Genomic DNA, 15993 nt, shown 5'->3' with positions numbered 1-15993 from the left:
TTCCCGTCAACCCTTCATCGCGCTCACGTCTTCGACCGCGATCGAGCCGCGGTTGCGGAAGAAGACGACAAGAATGGCAAGACCGATCGCGGCTTCAGCGGCCGCGACCGTCAGCACGAACAGGGCGAACACCTGTCCGACGAGGTCATGCAGCGCCGCCGAGAACGCGACGAAATTGATGTTGACCGCGAGCAGGATGAGCTCGACCGACATCAAGATGACGATGATGTTGCGGCGGTTCAGGAAGATGCCGAACACGCCGAGCGTGAACAGGATCGCCGATACGGTCAGGTAATGTGCAATGCCGACGACCATCTCAGATGCCCTCGCCCGTTTTGACCTTGCGGATTTCCATGCCTGTCGCCGGCGTGCGACCGACCTGCGCGGCGATCGACTGCCGCTTGACGCCCGGCTTGTGGCGCAGCGTCAGCACGATGGCGCCGATCATGGCGACCAGCAGCACCAGGCCGGAAATCTGGAAATAATAGAGGTAGTCCGTGTAAAGGATGTCGCCGAGCGCCGCCGTGTTGGAGCGCGTGGCGAGATCCGGCGTCGCCTTGGCGACCGTCGAGGCCAGCTGCGGCGCGAATGTGTAGCCGCCGAGCACGATGATCAGCTCCGCCGCCAGGATCAGCCCGACCAGCGCGCCGATCGGCGCGTATTGCAGGGCGCCCTGCTTCATCTCGGCGAAGTCGACGTCGAGCATCATGACGACGAACAGGAACAGCACCATCACCGCGCCGACATAGACGACCAGCAGGATCATCGCCAGGAACTCGGCGCCGGTCAGCATGAAGAGGCCCGCGGCGTTGAAGAAGGTCAGGATCAGGAACAGCACCGAATGCACGGGGTTGCGCGACGAAATGACCATGAAGGCCGACGCCACGGCGATAAAGGCGAAGAGGTAGAAAAAGGCCGCCTCTAGTCCAGTCAGCATGGGTTCCCCCGGGTTCCAATTTCGACTCCGACCCGCCTCCGGTTCGAAACCGCGTGTTCCTTAGACGGACGACGTTGCGCCGTCCACTTTCTTGTTCCTTCTCCCTGTTTACGGGGAGAAGGTGGCCCGAAGGGCCGGATGAGGGGTAACGCCAAGTTTCCAGAAGCTGGCGCCGCCCCTCATCTGCCTGCCGGCATCTTCTCCCCGTGAACGGGGAGAAGCACGCTAATCACCTATACGGCGAGTCCAGCGCGATGTTGCGCGCCAGCTCCCGCTCCCAGCGATCGCCGTTCGCGAGCAGCTTTTCCTTGTTGTAGTAAAGCTCCTCGCGCGTCTCGGTCGCGAACTCGAAATTCGGCCCTTCGACGATGGCGTCGACCGGGCAGGCTTCCTGGCAGAAGCCGCAATAGATGCACTTCACCATGTCGATGTCGTAGCGCACGGTGCGGCGCGTGCCGTCGTTGCGGCGCGGGCCCGCCTCGATGGTGATGGCCTGCGCCGGGCAGATCGCCTCGCACAGCTTGCAGGCGATGCAGCGTTCCTCGCCGTTCGGATAGCGGCGCAGCGCATGTTCGCCGCGGAAGCGCGGGCTGGTCGGCCCCTTCTCATGCGGATAGTTGATGGTTTCCTTCGGCGCGAAGAACTGGCGCATCGACAGGAAGAAGGCGCTGACGAAATCCTTCAGCAGCAGCGATTTTGCGGCCTGGGCCAGAGCGGACATCACGCAAACCCCGTGATCTTGAGGAAGGCCGCGGTGGCGACGACCATGAACAGCGAGATCGGCAGGAAGACTTTCCAGCCCAGCCGCATCAGCTGGTCGTAGCGGTAGCGCGGCACGAAAGCCTTCACCATCGAGAACATGAAGAACATCAGGCAGATCTTCAGCACGAACCAGATCACACCCGGTATCCAGGTGAAGGGCGCGAAATTGAACGGCGGCAGCCAGCCGCCGAGGAACAGGATGGTCGCCAGCGCGCACATCAGGACGACGGCGACATACTCGCCGAGGAAGAAGAGCAGGAACGGCGTCGACGAATATTCAACCATGTGGCCGGCGACGAGTTCCGATTCCGCTTCCACAAGGTCGAAAGGCGGGCGGTTGGTCTCGGCGAGCGCGGAGATGAAGAACACCACGAACATCGGCAGCAGCGACAGCCAATGCCAGTCGAGGAAGGTGTTGGGCAGGCCGAGCTTGGTGCCGAGGCCGTCCTGCTGCGACATGACGATGTCGGAGAGGTTCAGCGAGCCGACGCAGAGCAGCACGGTGACGATGACGAAGCCGATCGAGACTTCGTAGGACACCATCTGCGCGGCCGAGCGCAGCGCGCCGAGGAACGGGTATTTCGAGTTGGACGCCCAACCGCCCATGATCACGCCATAAACCTCGAGCGAGGAGATGGCGAAGACATAGAGGATGCCGACATTGATGTTGGCGATCGCCCAGCCGTCATTGACCGGAATGACCGCCCAGGCCGAGATCGCCAGTACCGCCGACACCAGCGGCGCCAGAAGGAACACGCCTTTGTTGGCGCCCGACGGGATCACCGGCTCCTTGAAGACGAATTTTAAAAGGTCGGCGAAGGCCTGCAGCGTACCCCACGGACCGACGACGTTCGGGCCGCGACGCAATTGCACCGCCGCCCAGATCTTGCGGTCGGCATAGAGCAGGTAGGCGACGCCGATCAAAAGCACGACGATCAGCACGACCGACTTCAGAAGGATCAGCAGCGCCGGCAGCACGTAAATCGAGAGGAAAGTGTCCATGCTTATTCCGCCGCCTGCTTGAAGCCGCTCTTGGCCAGCGCCGAGCATTCAGCCATCACGGCCGATGCCCGCGCTATCGGGTTGGTCAGGTAGAAGTCCTTCACCGCCGAGGTGAAGGTGCCCTTGTTCAAACGGCCGCCGAGCTTCGCCACCTTGGCGATATCGTCGCCGCTGCCGGCCTGCACCTGGTCGATGCGGGCGAGATGCGGGAATTCGCCATAGAGCTTGGCGCGCAGCTGCGCCAGCGAATCGAAGGGCAGCTTCTTGCCGAGCACATCCGACAGCGCCCTGAGAATCGCCCAGTCCTCGCGCGCCTCGCCCGGAGCGAAACCGGCGCGATTGGTCTGCTGCACACGGCCTTCCGTGTTCACATAGGTGCCGGACTTTTCGGTGTAGGCGGCGGCCGGCAGGATGACGTTGGCGCGATGCGCGCCGGCATCGCCATGCGTGCCGACATAGACGACGAAGGCGCCGCCGGTCCTGGCCATGTCGATTTCGTCGGCGCCGAGCAGGAAGAGCACGTCGGTGTCGCCCAGCATGCCGGCAACGTTCTTGCCGCCCTCGCCCGGCACGAAGCCGACATCGAGGCCGCCGACGCGCGCAGCGGCGCTGTGCAGCACCGCAAAACCGTTCCATTCGGCCGTGACCGCGTTGACGGCGGTGGCGAGCTTTGCCGCCTGGCCGAGCACCGCCGCGCCATCCGTGCGCGCCAGCGCGCCCTGGCCGACGATGATCAGCGGATGCGTGGCCTTGCTCAGCACCTCGAAGAATTTGCCGTTGCCGTCAGCGAGATCCTTCAGCGATTCCGGCCCGGCGCCGATCAGTTCATAGTCGTAGCGTGTGTCGCCGATCTCGCCGATCACGCCAACCGGCAGGTTGCCGACGCGCCAGCGCTTGCGGATGCGGGCATTGAGCACCGAAGCCTCGAAGCGCGGATTGGCGCCGATGATCAGCACCGCGTCGGCCTGCTCGATGCCTTCGATGGTCGGGTTGAAGATGTAGCTGGCGCGGCCGAGCGACGGATCGAGCGCGGCGCCATCCTGGCGGCAGTCGATGTTCTTCGATCCGAGCGCGTTGATCAGAAGCTTCAGCGCGTAGATTTCCTCGACGGCCGCGAGATCGCCGGCAATGGCGCCGATGCGCTCGGGCGCGGTCTTCGACACCTCGTCCTTGATCGCCGCGAAGGCTTCCGCCCAGCTTGCCGGAGCGAGCTTGCCGTTCTTGCGCACATAGGGGCGGTCGAGGCGCTGCGTGCGCAGGCCGTCCCAGATGAAGCGGGTCTTGTCGGAGATCCACTCCTCGTTCACCGCCTCGTTGACGCGCGGCAGGATGCGCATCACTTCACGACCTCTGGAATCGACGCGGATCGCCGAGCCGACTGCATCCATGACGTCGATCGATTCGGTCTTGGTCAATTCCCACGGCCGCGCCTGGAAGGCGAATGGCTTGGAGGTCAGCGCGCCGACCGGGCACAGATCGATGACATTGCCCTGCAGCTCCGACGTCATCGCCTGTTCGAGATAGGTGGTGATCTCGGCATCCTCGCCGCGGCCGATCAGGCCGAGCTCGGAGATGCCGGCGACTTCGGTGGTGAAGCGGACGCAGCGCGTGCAGTGGATGCAGCGGTTCATCACCGTCTTGACCAGCGGGCCGATATACTTGTCTTCGACCGCGCGCTTGTTCTCGTGATAGCGCGAGGAATCGACGCCGAACGCCATCGCCTGGTCCTGCAGGTCGCACTCGCCGCCCTGGTCGCAGATCGGGCAATCCAGCGGATGGTTGATCAGCAGGAACTCCATCACGCCTTCGCGGGCCTTCTTGACCATCGGCGTGTTGGTGAAGATTTCCGGCGGCTCGCCATTCGGGCCGGGGCGCAGGTCGCGCACGCCCATGGCGCAAGACGCCTGCGGCTTGGGCGGGCCGCCCTTCACCTCGATCAGGCACATGCGGCAATTGCCGGCGATCGACAGCCGCTCATGGAAGCAGAAGCGCGGCACTTCCGCGCCGGCGTCCTCGGCCGCCTGCAGCAGCGTGTAATGGTCGGGTACCGTGATCTCTTTCCCGTCGACCTTTAGCTTTGCCATTCGCCTCAAACCCTCGCGGATGTCCGCAATCTATCTTCCGGGCGCGGTTTGCACCGCGCCCGGCTTTTCAAATCACTTCGCGGCGAGCGCCGCCGCCTGCGCAGTCCAGTCGTCGCGGCCGATGCGGCCGGCAAGCGACAGATAATCTTCCACCCAGGCGATCTCTTGCGACGTCCAGGCCGCGATCTGCTCATAGGTCCAGATACCGAGACCGTTGAGCACCTTCTCCAGTTTCGGTCCGATACCCGAAATCGCCTTCAGGTCCGACGGCTTCGCCGGCTTGTCGACGGCCTTCGGCTGCCTGAAATCCTCGGGCATCAATGCGGCCGCTGCCGGCTGGGCGACAATATCGGCCCCGGTCGTGTCGAGAGCCTTCTCGGTCGCGTTCACCGCGATATCGGTCACGTCCCTGGCAAAGGTCTGCGCCTCGGCGATCAGGGTCTCGGTCGCCTTGCGCGCCTTGGACGCATTGGCGACCGCTTCGCTCTGCGCCTCGAGATCGTCGAGGAAAGGCTGGAACATGCGCTGCGAAGCTTCCAGCGCGCCGGTGAAGGCGCCCATCCACATGCCGACGGCATGGTTGGCAAAACCAATGCCCAGCGCCGACATCGCCGCCGCGCCCGCGACCGGATGCGCCAGAAGGTTGACGGCGCTGGCCATCTCCTTCGGCATCATCTTGGTCAGGTCCTGGTTCATCTTCTCGAGCTGGTCCAAATCAGGCATGAACGGATAGGGTATCGAATACGGCGCCATAGAGTTCTCCTGGTCGTTTTTCGTATGCCCCGCCCTGCTTTCCGTCTCGGGCTTGCGCCCGTATTTCGAAGTCTTATTCCGCCGCCACCATCACCGGCTCGACCCGGTGCGCGTTGCGCGAAAACTCGTCGATGCGGCGTTCCACCTCGCCGCGGAAATGTCGCATCAAGCCCTGGATCGGCCAGGCCGCCGCGTCGCCCAGCGCGCAGATCGTGTGGCCCTCGACCTGCTTGGTGACATCGAGCAGCATGTCGATCTCGCGCTTCTGCGCTTCGCCGCGCACCAGCCGCTCCATCACCCGCCACATCCAGCCGGTGCCTTCGCGGCACGGCGTGCACTGGCCGCAGCTCTCATGCTTGTAGAAGTAGGACAGCCTGGCGATCGCCTTCACGATATCCGTCGACTTGTCCATGACGATGACGGCAGCCGTGCCGAGGCCGGATTTCAGGTCGCGCAGCGCATCGAAATCCATCGGCGCGTCCATGATCTGCTCGGCCGGCACCAGCGGCACCGAAGCGCCGCCCGGGATGACTGCCAGCAGATTGTCCCAGCCGCCGCGGATGCCGCCGCAATGCGTCTCGATCAGCTCCCGGAACGGGATCGACATCGCTTCTTCGAAGGTGCACGGATTGTTGACGTGGCCGGAGACGCAGAACAGCTTGGTGCCGGCATTGTTCGGCCGGCCGAAGGACGAGAACCAGGCCGCGCCCCGGCGCAGGATGGTCGGCGCCACCGCGATCGATTCGACATTGTTGACGGTGGTTGGGCAGCCATAGAGGCCGACATTGGCCGGGAATGGCGGCTTCAGCCGCGGCTGGCCCTTCTTGCCTTCTAGGCTTTCGAGCAGCGCCGTCTCCTCGCCGCAGATATAGGCGCCGGCGCCGTGATGCATATAGACGTCGAAGTCGTAGCCGGACGTGTTGTTCTTGCCGATCAGCTTGGCCGCGTAAGCCTCGTCGATGGCGCGCTGGAGCGCCTCGCGCTCGCGGATGAACTCGCCGCGCACATAGATGTAGGCCGCGACTGCGCCCATGGCGAAGCCGGCAACCAGCGCGCCCTCGACCAGTGTGTGCGGATCGTTGCGCAGGATGTCGCGGTCCTTGCAGGTGCCGGGTTCGGATTCGTCGGCATTGATGACCAGATAGCTCGGACGGCCGTCGCTCTGCTTGGGCATGAACGACCACTTCAGTCCGGTCGGGAAGCCGGCGCCGCCGCGGCCGCGCAACCCGCTAGCCTTCATCTCATTGACGATCCAGTCGCGGCCCTTGGCGATGAGACCGGGCGTATCGTCCCAGATGCCGCGCGACTGCGCGCCGGCCAGCGACTTGTCGAAGAGGCCGTAGATGTTGGTGAAGATGCGGTCTTTGTCCTGAAGCATTTGTCGTCCCTCAGACCGGCTTCTTGCCGAAGACGCGGATGTATTCGGCGACGCCGCCTTTGGCGAGCGCCTTGGCCTGCTTCACCCAGTCGTCGCGCTCGATGCGGCCGCGGAAATTGAGATAGCCGTCGACCCATTCGCGCTCGGCCTTCTTCCAGGCCGCGACCTGAGCGAAGGTGTAGATGCCCAGCGAATGCAGGATCGCTTCGATCTTCGGCCCGACGCCGGAGATCAGCTTGAGATCGTCGACCGTCGCCGGACGCTCGATGCCGGCCGGCCGGTTCTTGTCATCCAGCGAAGGCTTTTCCGTCTTGGCGACCGGCTGCTTGGTTTCCGGCGCCTTGAAAGCGGCCGCCGGCTCTGCCTTGTTCTTGGGCCCGCTGCGCGGTTTGGAAACGGCCTCGACTTCCGGAGAAGCCTGATTGGCATTGGCGGCCGAATGGCGCGGCGCCCTGACACTGGCCGCCTTCTCGGTGGCCGGAGCAACCTTGACCGGCGACGGCGTCGCTAAGGCCGGGCTGGTCTCGGGCGCATCGGTCTTCGGCTTGCCGGATTTGGACGGCGCAACCGGGCCCGAGGCTGCCGGAGCAGCAGGTGCCGGGGCTGCGGCAGGCACCGCTTGCGAGACGACGGCGGCAGGGGCAGCAGCCGGCGCCGCGGCGGCGGCGTCCTTGGCAGCCTTCGCGGCCGCCTTGGCTTCCTTGTCACGCGTCGACTTCAGGATCGCCTTTTCGCTGGTAAGCGTCTTCAAACCATCGGCCGGCTCGGAGCCATGGCGGCCGTTCTGCGGCCCCGGCTTGACCTCGGCGCCCTTGCCGGCGTCGTAGAGATCGATGATCTCGGCCAGCCGCTCAGGCGTCAGGTCCTCGAAAGTGTCCTTGAAAATCATGACCATCGGCGCGTTGACGCAGGCGCCGAGGCATTCGACCTCCTCCCACGACAGCGTGCCCTTGTCGTTGGTGTGGAACTGGTCGTGATGGATCTTCGAGCGGCACACATCCATCAGCGCTTCCGAGCCGCGCAGCATGCAGGGCGTGGTGCCGCAGACCTGGATATGCGCGCGCGTGCCGACCGGATTGAGCTGGTACTGCGTGTAGAAGGTCGCGACCTCGAGACCACGGATGCGCGGCATGCCGAGCATGTCCGAGATCGTCTCGATCGCCGCCTTGGTGACCCAGCCTTCCTGCTCCTGCGCGATCATCAGCAGCGGGATAATGGCCGACTGTTCGCGCCCCTTCGGGTATTTGGCGATCCACTGCTGCGCTGCCGCCGCATTCGCCTCGTTGAAGGCGAAGGTGGCTGGCTGGACGCTGGCATCTGCGAGACGACGAACTGACATTTTAGCGATCGACCTCACCAAACACGATGTCGAGGGAGCCAAGCACGGCGGTGACGTCGGCCAGCATGTGGCCGCGGCACAGGAAATCCATGGCTTGCAGATGCGCGAAACCGGGCGCGCGCAGCTTGCAGCGATAGGGCTTGTTGGTGCCGTCGGAGACCAGATAGACGCCGAATTCGCCCTTGGGCGCCTCGACGGCCGCATAGACCTCGCCGGCCGGCACGCGATAGCCCTCGGTATAGAGCTTGAAGTGGTGGATCAGCGCTTCCATCGAGCGCTTCATTGCGGCGCGCTTCGGCGGCACGACCTTGCCGTCGAGGTTCGACACCGGGCCTGCGCTTTCCTTGCCGAGCAGCAGATCGACGCACTGGCGCATGATCTTGGCCGACTGGCGCATCTCTTCCATGCGCACGAGATAACGGTCGTAGCAGTCGCCGTTCTTGCCGACCGGGATGTCGAAATCCATCTCGGAATAGCATTCATAAGGCTGCGATTTGCGCAGGTCCCAGGCGGCGCCCGAGCCGCGCACCATCACGCCCGAAAAGCCCCAGGCCCACGCGTCGGCCAGCGACACCGTGCCGATATCGACATTGCGCTGCTTGAAGATGCGGTTGCCGGTCAAAAGCGCATCGAGGTCGTCGATCGACTTCAGGAAAGGGTCGATCCACTTGCCGATGTCCTCGACCAGCTTCTGCGGCAGATCCTGGTGCACGCCGCCCGGCCGGAAATAGGCTGCATGCATGCGCGAACCTGAGGCGCGCTCGTAGAACACCATCAGCTTTTCGCGCTCGACGAAGCCCCAAAGCGGCGGCGTCAGCGCGCCGACATCCATCGCCTGCGTCGTCACATTGAGGATGTGCGACATGATTCGGCCCATCTCGGAATAGAGCACGCGGATCAGCTGACCGCGCTTCGGCACCTCGATGCCGAGCAGGCGCTCGGCCGCTAGCGCGAAGGCATGCTCCTGGTTCATCGGCGCGCAATAATCGAGCCGGTCGAGATAGGGCACGGCCTGGAGATAGGTCTTGGCCTCGATCAGCTTCTCGGTGCCGCGGTGCAGCAGGCCGATATGCGGATCGACGCGATCAACAACTTCGCCGTCCAGTTCGAGGACCAATCTCAAAACACCGTGCGCTGCAGGGTGTTGAGGTCCAAAGTTAATGTTAAAATTACGGACGGAGGTTTCAGCCATCGTGGCGCCTCAGTTTGCCTTCGCCTTCTCATCGCCGGGCAGCACATAGTCGGTGCCTTCCCAAGGCGAGAGAAAATCGAAATTGCGGAATTCCTGCTTGAGTTCGACCGGCTCATAGATGACCCGCTTGGCCTCGTCGTCGTAGCGAACCTCCACGAAGCCGGTCAGCGGGAAATCCTTGCGCAGCGGGTGCCCCTCGAAGCCGTAGTCGGTGAGGATGCGGCGCAGATCCGGATGGCCGCTGAACAGCACGCCGTACAGATCGTAAGTCTCGCGCTCGTACCAGTCGGCGCCGGGATAGACAGCGGTCAGCGACGGCACCAGCGTTTCCTCGTCGGCCTGGACCTTGAGGCGGATGCGCACATTCTGCTTCGGCGACAAAAGGTGATAGACGACGTCGAAACGCTTGGCGCGCGACGGATAGTCGGCGCCGCAAATGTCGATGATCGAGATGAACTGGCAGCGCACATCGTCGCGCAGGAAGGTCGCTACTTCGATCAGATTGCCCCGCTCGACCGAAACGGTCAGCTCGCCATAGGCAAGCACGGCTTCGCCGATGCGGCCGGAGAGCTTCTCGCCGAGATAGGTGGAGAGTTCGTTCAACGCCAGGGTCATCGGCTCACCGTTCGATCGTGCCGGTGCGGCGGATCTTCTTCTGCAGAAGGAGAATGCCGTAGAGCAGCGCTTCCGCGCTCGGCGGGCAGCCGGGCACATAGATGTCGACCGGCACGACGCGGTCGCAGCCGCGCACCACCGAATAGGAATAGTGGTAGTAGCCGCCGCCATTGGCGCAGGAGCCCATCGAGATGACGTAGCGCGGCTCCGGCATCTGGTCGTAGACCTTGCGCAGTGCCGGCGCCATCTTGTTGGTCAGCGTGCCGGCGACGATCATGATGTCGGACTGGCGGGGAGACGCGCGCGGCGCGACGCCGAAACGCTCCGAGTCATAGCGCGGCATCGAGGTGTGGATCATCTCGACCGCGCAGCAGGCGAGGCCGAAGGTCATGAACATCAGCGAGCCGCTGCGCGCCCAGGTGATCAGCGCTTCGGTCGAGGTGACAAGGAAGCCCTTGTCGGCCAGCTCATTGTTGATTTCGAGGAAGAAGGGATCGTCCTCCCCCACCGGCCTGCCGGTGTTGGGGTCGATGATGCCCTTGGGCTTCGGCGCGACGAGGGTGCCTGAACTGTCGTTCAATCCCATTCCAGCGCTCCTTTTTTCCATTCATAGGCAAAGCCGATGGTCAGCACCGCCAGAAACACCATCATCGACCAGAAGCCGAGCATGCCGAGCTTCGAGAAGGACACCGCCCACGGGAACAGGAAGGCGACCTCGAGATCGAAGATGATGAACAGGATCGACACCAGGTAGAAGCGGATGTCGAACTTCATGCGGGCGTCGTCGAACGAGTTGAACCCGCATTCATAGGCGGAAAGCTTTTCCGGATCGGGATTGCGATAGGCCACCAGGAAGGGGGCAATGATGAGCGCCAGACCCACGATCATCGCCACGGCGATGAACAGCACGATAGGCAGATATGAACTCAGGAGTGCGCTCATGCGGCGGCTTTCCTTCGGCGGGGTAGTTCACTTTGATTACAGCAACGAACTCTAATGCGGAAGCGTGACAGTTTAACCGCTGAACCGTTTTAAGGGAGCCCATGCTGCAACGCGGCGAGGGTTAGCGCAGCGGTTTCGGTGACGCAAGTCAAACCTTGTTCAAATCGCGGCCCTGGACGCCATATCGGAAGAAACTGGTCCGATCCGCTCCTGTTTGATTTCCTTCGCTTTTTACTCCACTTTTCTCTCCTGACATATCTCCCGCCATTTGCCTGCTAGCATGGCCGGAATCACCGGCTAAAAATCCAACGGACGATCGGGGCAAGGACAGCTTGATGAAGGAGAAGATCTCGCTCGCCATGGCCAGGCGCATTGCGCTTGGATCACAGGGGTTCAACGACCCTCGTCCCGCAGGGGTTCCGGATCGCCGGCACCTTGCGCGCGTGCTTTCGCGAACCGGCCTGTTGCAGATCGATTCCGTCAGCGCCGTGGTGCGCGCTCATTATATGCCGCTCTATTCCCGCCTCGGCCCCTACCCGCTTGCGCTGCTCGACAACGCCGCGGTCACCCGCAAGCGCGCGGTCTTTGAATATTGGGCGCATGAGGCCTCGTTCCTGCCTGTCGAGACCTACCCCTTGCTGCGCTGGCGCATGCAGCGCGCCGAGCAGGGCGAGGAGATGTATCTCGGCCTGGCCAAATGGGGCCGTGAGCGCAAGGAAATGATCGACGAGATCTATAGAGAGGTCGCCGATTGCGGGCCGATCGCCGCCTCCGACATTGAGGGCCATAAGGGCAATGGCGGCTGGTGGGGCTGGAGCGAGGCCAAGCACGCCTTCGAATGGCTGTTCTGGGCCGGACGCATCACCACCGCCTACCGGCGCGGCTTCGAACGCTATTACGACCTGCCCGAGCGCGTTTTGCCGCAGGCCGTGCTCGACCTGCCCGTACCCTCGGTCGAGGACGCGCATCGCGAATTGCTGCGTATCTCGGCCCGTGCCCATGGCATCGCCACCTATGGCGACCTCCGCGACTATTTCCGGCTGGCGCCCGGCGATACGAAGGACCGCATCGAGGAACTGGTTGAAACCGGCGAATTGCTGCCGGTGAAGGTCGAAGGTTGGGATAGGCCCGCCTATCTCCATAAGGACGCGCGAATCCCGCGCCGGATCGAAGCGCGCGCCCTGCTCGCCCCCTTCGATCCCGTGGTCTTCGAACGCACGCGCACCGAAAAGCTCTTCAACTTTCGCTACCGCATCGAGATCTACACGCCGGCCGAAAAGCGCCAATACGGCTACTACGTGCTGCCCTTCCTGTTCGGCGACCGCATCGTCGCCCGCGTCGACCTGAGGGCCGACCGGCCTGCGAGCATCTTGCGCGTCCACGCCGCCTATGCCGAGGCCGGCGCGCCACCCGAGACGGCAGCCCAACTCTTCGAGGAGCTGAAGCAGACGCAGGGCTGGCTCGGCCTTGAGGCGATCGAAGTGACGCCGGCCGGCGACCTCGGACCGGCGCTGGCCGACATCGCAGTGTCGTAGCCGCGCGTTGACAGGCGCCTAGCCGTAAGCCTAAATCCTGACCCAGACGGTCTTCTCCCGGCAAAGGGAGGAGCCAAGAGGGAATGCGGTGCGGGCCAAAACCCAAATCCGCGGCTGTCCCCGCAACTGTGAGCGACGAGCCCCGGCCGAAAACCACTGGGATGTTCCCGGGAAGGCGGCATCTGAGGCGACGACCCGCGAGCCAGGAGACCTGCCGTCTGAGACTTTAAGTATCCGAATGCCCGGCGGGTTTTCCGGGCAAGGAGCCTGGTTTTGGATCGCAACGGCAGTTTCCCGGCAAACATCGCGGACATTTCGTCCGAGCCCGACGCGTCGGACGGCGTGACCGTCATCGTCTGCTCATCCTGCCGCGACGAGACCGGGTCCGATGCGCATCCGCGCGCCGGCGCGTTGCTGGCCGAAGGCACGCGCCGTGCTGCATCGGGCGAAAACATCCGCATCCGCACCGTCGAATGCCTCGGCAACTGCAAGCGCCGGCTGAGCGCAGCACTTCTGCGCGACGGCTGCTGGAGCTACGTCTTCGGCGATCTGGAAACGACCAGCGGCGCCGACCTCGTCGCCGGTGCAAAGCTCTTCGCCACTTCGACCGACGGCCTGATCCCCTGGCGCGGCCGGCCTGATTCCCTCAAGCGCGGCCTGGTTGCCCGCATCCCTCCCCGCGACATGCTGAAGGACTGACCATGAACGCTTCCGTTTCCCGCGTGCCCTGCACCGTCGTCACCGGCTTCCTCGGCGCCGGCAAGACGACGCTAATCCGCAACCTGCTCGAGAACGCCAAGGGCAAGCGGCTGGCAATCATCGTCAACGAGTTCGGCGATGTCGGCATCGACGGCGAGATCCTGAAGGGCTGCGGCGTCGACACCTGCCCGGAGGAAAACATCGTCGAGCTCGCCAATGGCTGCATCTGCTGCACCGTCGCCGACGACTTCGTGCCGGCGCTCGACCAGATCCTGTCTCGCACGCCGAAGGTCGACCACATCCTGATCGAGACCTCCGGCCTCGCTCTGCCGAAGCCGCTTGTGCAGGCTTTTCAGTGGCCGACGGTGAAGAGCCGCGTGACGGTTGACGGCGTCGTTGCCGTGGTCGATGGCCCGGCGCTGGCTGACGGCCGCGTCGCCTCGGACATGGATGCCCTCCAGGCGCAGCGCGCCGCCGACGACTCGCTCGACCACGACGATCCTGTCGAAGAAGTGTTCGAGGACCAGATCGCCTGCGCCGACCTGATCATCCTGTCGAAGAGCGACCTGATGGATGCGGCGGGCTCTGAGCGCGCCAACGCCGTCATCGGCGAGCATGTGGCGCGCGCCGTGAAAATCGTGCCGACCGCGCAGGGCAAGGTCGATCCTTCGGTACTGCTCGGCCTCGGCCTCGCCGTCGAGGACGACATTGAGAACCGCAAGACCCATCACGACGACGAGCTCGACCACGAGCATGACGATTTCGATTCCTTCGTCATCGACATCCCGTCGATTGCCAATCCGGACGAGTTGGCAAAGCGCGTCGCCCTTGCCGCAGAGCAGGAAAATGTGTTGCGCGTCAAAGGCTTCGTCGAGGTCGGCGGCAAGCCGATGCGGCTTCTGCTCCAGGCCGTCGGCCCGCGCGTCAACCATTATTACGACCGCGCTTGGACAGCCGAAGACGAACGCCGCTCGCGGCTTGTCGTCATCGGCCTCAAGGGGCTGAACCGCCCGGCGATCGAGCGTATCCTCGCCGGCTGAGGGAAATCCGGACTGCGATGCATATCCTCGCCACAACATCCGCTTCGCTCGACGATCTCGCCGAGCCGATCGACCTCAGGCAGACGCCTGCGGATGTCGTGGCGCTGTCCTTCACCGACAGCGACCTCGCCGGCCTGGCCGCTGCTTGGAAGGCCGATGCCGCGCGGCTGCCCTCGATGCGGCTGGCGGCTCTTCGCGATCTTCGCCACCCGATGTCGGTCGATCTCTGGATCGACAGCGTCGCCCGCCACGCCAGGGTCGTCCTCGTCCGCATCCTCGGCGGCTATGACTGGTGGCGCTATGGTTGCGACCAGCTCGCCGCGGTGGCGCGCGAGCGCGGCATCAAGCTCGCGCTGCTGCCCGGCGAAAGTCATGACGAGGACCAGCGCCTGATCCAAGGCTCGACCCTGCCGCGTGCGGAGCTGGACGCCCTGCTCGGCTATTTCCGCGAAGGCGGGCCGGCCAATATGAGCGCACTGGTGCGGAGGCTGGCGCGGCTTGCGGGAGCGGATGCGGCGGTTGCCGAGCCGGTCGGCGTGCCGAAGGCTGGGTATTATCAGCCGGGAGTTGGTGTCGTTGAGAAGCCGAACCTTTCAGTGGTCGGCGATCCTTCGCCCCCCTCTCTGTCCTGCCGGACATCTCCCCCTCAAGGGGGGAGATCAGCCGTCACCAGCCTCGGCGCCTTTTCTTCGTCGGCATCAAAAGAGCCATCTGCAACGTCTGCGATTGGCGAAGCCGTCAATGACAGAGCAATCTCCCCCTTGAGGGGGAGATGTCCGGCAGGACAGAGAGGGGGGCGACGGAACTCGACGTCGACAATTTCGCCGTCATCCCAATCCTCTTCTACCGCTCGATGCTGTTGGCCGCCGATGTCGCGCCGATCGATGCGCTGGTCGACGCACTACGCTCGCAGGGCATCGCGCCCGTGCCGATCTTCGTCTCCAGCCTGAAAGACCCGGCGTCGCTCGCCTTCGTCGAAACCGCCCTCGCCTCGCTGCACCCCGCCGCCATCATTACCGCCACCGCGTTCGCATCCGGCGCGGAGCCCGGCGCCGAGACCCTGTTCGACCGCGCCGGCGTGCCGATCTTCCAGGTCATCGTCGCCACGACGCGCCGCGAGGTCTGGGAAAACAACCAGCGTGGCCTGGCGCCCGCCGATCTTGCCATGCATGTCGTCCTGCCCGAGCTCGACGGCCGCATCCTGGCCGGCGCCATCTCCTTCAAGGGCGAGATCGAGACCGATCCGGCACTGGCCTTTCGCGCCTTTGCCAACCGGCCGGAAATGGACCGCGTGGCGCAGGTCGCCAAGCGGATCGCGGCGTTTATCCGCCTGCAGAGGACCAAGCGGGCCGAGCGCAAGCTGGCGATCCTGATCCCCGACTATCCGAGCGCGCCAGGGCGGACCGGCTATGCGGTCGGGCTTGATGTGCCCTCCAGTGTGCTTGCGATGATGCATGACCTGAAGGAACAGGGCTATGCGGTTGAAGGGATTCCGCAATCGCCGCGGGCGTTGTTGGATGCGCTGGAGGTGGGTGGCCACGGGTTAAGTTCAAAAGACTACCTGCGCTTGTCCGCTGAACTGCCGGAAGGCGCGCGTGATGCAGTCAGGGCTGCCTGGGGCAACGCGGAAGACCAGATAGGGCTGCGCGAGGCCCCCCTCTCTGTCCTGCCGGACATCTCCCCCTCAGGGGGGAGATTGGCAGCTCCGCCGCCGG

Annotated in this window: 15 protein-coding genes, 1 pseudogene and 1 riboswitch; of the genes and pseudogenes, 4 read left to right on the top strand and 12 right to left on the bottom strand. The window is 64.2% G+C overall.

Annotated elements, in window-relative coordinates; translation table 11 throughout:
- Positions 1-6: 6 nt before the first annotated feature.
- The 12 genes from nuoK to EJ072_RS27155 form a co-directional block, all read right to left on the bottom strand.
- On the bottom strand, positions 7-315 hold the full coding sequence (gene nuoK / locus EJ072_RS27210; protein ID WP_040982022.1) for an NADH-quinone oxidoreductase subunit NuoK: 309 nt from the start codon (positions 313-315) through the stop codon (positions 7-9).
- A 1-nt stretch (position 316) separates the two neighbouring features.
- Positions 317-937 (bottom strand): NADH-quinone oxidoreductase subunit J, encoded by a 621-nt coding sequence (locus EJ072_RS27205; RefSeq protein ID WP_126082114.1) that lies wholly within the window; start codon positions 935-937, stop codon positions 317-319.
- Between the two features lie 229 nt (positions 938-1166).
- Positions 1167-1658, bottom strand: a complete 492-nt coding sequence (nuoI, locus tag EJ072_RS27200; RefSeq protein ID WP_042643165.1) for an NADH-quinone oxidoreductase subunit NuoI — start codon at positions 1656-1658, stop codon at positions 1167-1169.
- The gene (gene nuoH / locus EJ072_RS27195; protein ID WP_126082113.1) at positions 1658-2701 is read right to left on the bottom strand and encodes an NADH-quinone oxidoreductase subunit NuoH; all 1044 of its coding nucleotides are present in this window, start codon (positions 2699-2701) and stop codon (positions 1658-1660) included. The genes nuoI and nuoH overlap by 1 nt, the downstream gene beginning before the upstream one ends.
- Before the next feature lie 2 nt (positions 2702-2703).
- Positions 2704-4785: an NADH-quinone oxidoreductase subunit NuoG gene (nuoG, locus tag EJ072_RS27190; protein WP_126082112.1), complete on the bottom strand. Its 2082-nt coding sequence runs from the start codon at positions 4783-4785 to the stop codon at positions 2704-2706.
- 72 nt (positions 4786-4857) lie between these two features.
- The gene (locus EJ072_RS27185; protein ID WP_126082111.1) at positions 4858-5538 is read right to left on the bottom strand and encodes an NADH-ubiquinone dehydrogenase; all 681 of its coding nucleotides are present in this window, start codon (positions 5536-5538) and stop codon (positions 4858-4860) included.
- A 73-nt stretch (positions 5539-5611) separates the two neighbouring features.
- Positions 5612-6916, bottom strand: a complete 1305-nt coding sequence (nuoF, locus tag EJ072_RS27180) for an NADH-quinone oxidoreductase subunit NuoF (RefSeq protein WP_126082110.1) — start codon at positions 6914-6916, stop codon at positions 5612-5614.
- A gap of 10 nt (positions 6917-6926) precedes the next feature.
- Complete coding sequence (locus tag EJ072_RS27175; protein WP_126082109.1) at positions 6927-8255, bottom strand: NADH-quinone oxidoreductase subunit E; 1329 nt, start codon at positions 8253-8255, stop codon at positions 6927-6929.
- A gap of 1 nt (position 8256) precedes the next feature.
- A complete protein-coding gene (locus tag EJ072_RS27170; RefSeq protein WP_126060207.1) occupies positions 8257-9447 on the bottom strand; it encodes an NADH-quinone oxidoreductase subunit D in 1191 nt (396 codons plus the stop codon).
- Between the two features lie 9 nt (positions 9448-9456).
- Positions 9457-10062: an NADH-quinone oxidoreductase subunit C gene (locus tag EJ072_RS27165; protein ID WP_126082108.1), complete on the bottom strand. Its 606-nt coding sequence runs from the start codon at positions 10060-10062 to the stop codon at positions 9457-9459.
- Positions 10063-10066: 4 nt separating this feature from the next.
- Entirely contained in the window at positions 10067-10648 is a 582-nt protein-coding gene (locus tag EJ072_RS27160) for an NADH-quinone oxidoreductase subunit B (RefSeq protein WP_015317338.1), read from the bottom strand.
- Positions 10639-11004, bottom strand: coding sequence for an NADH-quinone oxidoreductase subunit A (locus EJ072_RS27155; RefSeq protein ID WP_042643187.1), 366 nt, complete (start codon positions 11002-11004; stop codon positions 10639-10641). Before EJ072_RS27155 ends, EJ072_RS27160 begins: the two co-directional genes overlap by 10 nt.
- A gap of 335 nt (positions 11005-11339) precedes the next feature.
- On the opposite strand from EJ072_RS27155, the gene EJ072_RS27150 reads away from it, so the two are divergent.
- From EJ072_RS27150 to EJ072_RS37035, 4 genes and pseudogenes are all read left to right on the top strand, one after another.
- On the top strand, positions 11340-12539 hold the full coding sequence (locus tag EJ072_RS27150; RefSeq protein ID WP_126082107.1) for a winged helix-turn-helix domain-containing protein: 1200 nt from the start codon (positions 11340-11342) through the stop codon (positions 12537-12539).
- Between the two features lie 30 nt (positions 12540-12569).
- A riboswitch (cobalamin riboswitch) is annotated at positions 12570-12773 on the top strand.
- 39 nt (positions 12774-12812) lie between these two features.
- Positions 12813-13238, top strand: a complete 426-nt coding sequence (locus EJ072_RS27145; protein ID WP_126082106.1) for a DUF1636 family protein — start codon at positions 12813-12815, stop codon at positions 13236-13238.
- 2 nt (positions 13239-13240) lie between these two features.
- Positions 13241-14278, top strand: coding sequence for a cobalamin biosynthesis protein CobW (gene cobW / locus EJ072_RS27140; protein WP_126082105.1), 1038 nt, complete (start codon positions 13241-13243; stop codon positions 14276-14278).
- A gap of 17 nt (positions 14279-14295) precedes the next feature.
- Positions 14296-15911 (top strand): annotated as a pseudogene (locus EJ072_RS37035) (cobaltochelatase subunit CobN); the annotation flags it as partial.
- Positions 15912-15993: the final 82 nt, after the last annotated feature.

Origin of the sequence: Mesorhizobium sp. M2A.F.Ca.ET.046.03.2.1 (genome assembly GCF_003952425.1) — a bacterium.
GTDB lineage: Bacteria > Pseudomonadota > Alphaproteobacteria > Rhizobiales > Rhizobiaceae > Mesorhizobium.
Note: the sequence above shows the minus strand (reverse complement) of the source record. Positions and strands in the feature narration are given on the sequence as shown.

What these genes read in the sequence shown, in the direction of transcription:
- nuoK (WP_040982022.1), bottom strand. Translation starts at nt 315, where the DNA reads ATGGTCGTCGGCATTGCACATTACCTGACCGTATCGGCGATCCTGTTC.
- EJ072_RS27205 (WP_126082114.1), bottom strand. Translation starts at nt 937, where the DNA reads ATGCTGACTGGACTAGAGGCGGCCTTTTTCTACCTCTTCGCCTTTATC.
- nuoI (WP_042643165.1), bottom strand. Translation starts at nt 1,658, where the DNA reads ATGTCCGCTCTGGCCCAGGCCGCAAAATCGCTGCTGCTGAAGGATTTC.
- nuoH (WP_126082113.1), bottom strand. Translation starts at nt 2,701, where the DNA reads ATGGACACTTTCCTCTCGATTTACGTGCTGCCGGCGCTGCTGATCCTT.
- nuoG (WP_126082112.1), bottom strand. Translation starts at nt 4,785, where the DNA reads ATGGCAAAGCTAAAGGTCGACGGGAAAGAGATCACGGTACCCGACCAT.
- EJ072_RS27185 (WP_126082111.1), bottom strand. Translation starts at nt 5,538, where the DNA reads ATGGCGCCGTATTCGATACCCTATCCGTTCATGCCTGATTTGGACCAG.
- nuoF (WP_126082110.1), bottom strand. Translation starts at nt 6,916, where the DNA reads ATGCTTCAGGACAAAGACCGCATCTTCACCAACATCTACGGCCTCTTC.
- EJ072_RS27175 (WP_126082109.1), bottom strand. Translation starts at nt 8,255, where the DNA reads ATGTCAGTTCGTCGTCTCGCAGATGCCAGCGTCCAGCCAGCCACCTTC.
- EJ072_RS27170 (WP_126060207.1), bottom strand. Translation starts at nt 9,447, where the DNA reads ATGGCTGAAACCTCCGTCCGTAATTTTAACATTAACTTTGGACCTCAA.
- EJ072_RS27165 (WP_126082108.1), bottom strand. Translation starts at nt 10,062, where the DNA reads ATGACCCTGGCGTTGAACGAACTCTCCACCTATCTCGGCGAGAAGCTC.
- EJ072_RS27160 (WP_015317338.1), bottom strand. Translation starts at nt 10,648, where the DNA reads ATGGGATTGAACGACAGTTCAGGCACCCTCGTCGCGCCGAAGCCCAAG.
- EJ072_RS27155 (WP_042643187.1), bottom strand. Translation starts at nt 11,004, where the DNA reads ATGAGCGCACTCCTGAGTTCATATCTGCCTATCGTGCTGTTCATCGCC.
- EJ072_RS27150 (WP_126082107.1), top strand. Translation starts at nt 11,340, where the DNA reads ATGAAGGAGAAGATCTCGCTCGCCATGGCCAGGCGCATTGCGCTTGGA.
- cobW (WP_126082105.1), top strand. Translation starts at nt 13,241, where the DNA reads ATGAACGCTTCCGTTTCCCGCGTGCCCTGCACCGTCGTCACCGGCTTC.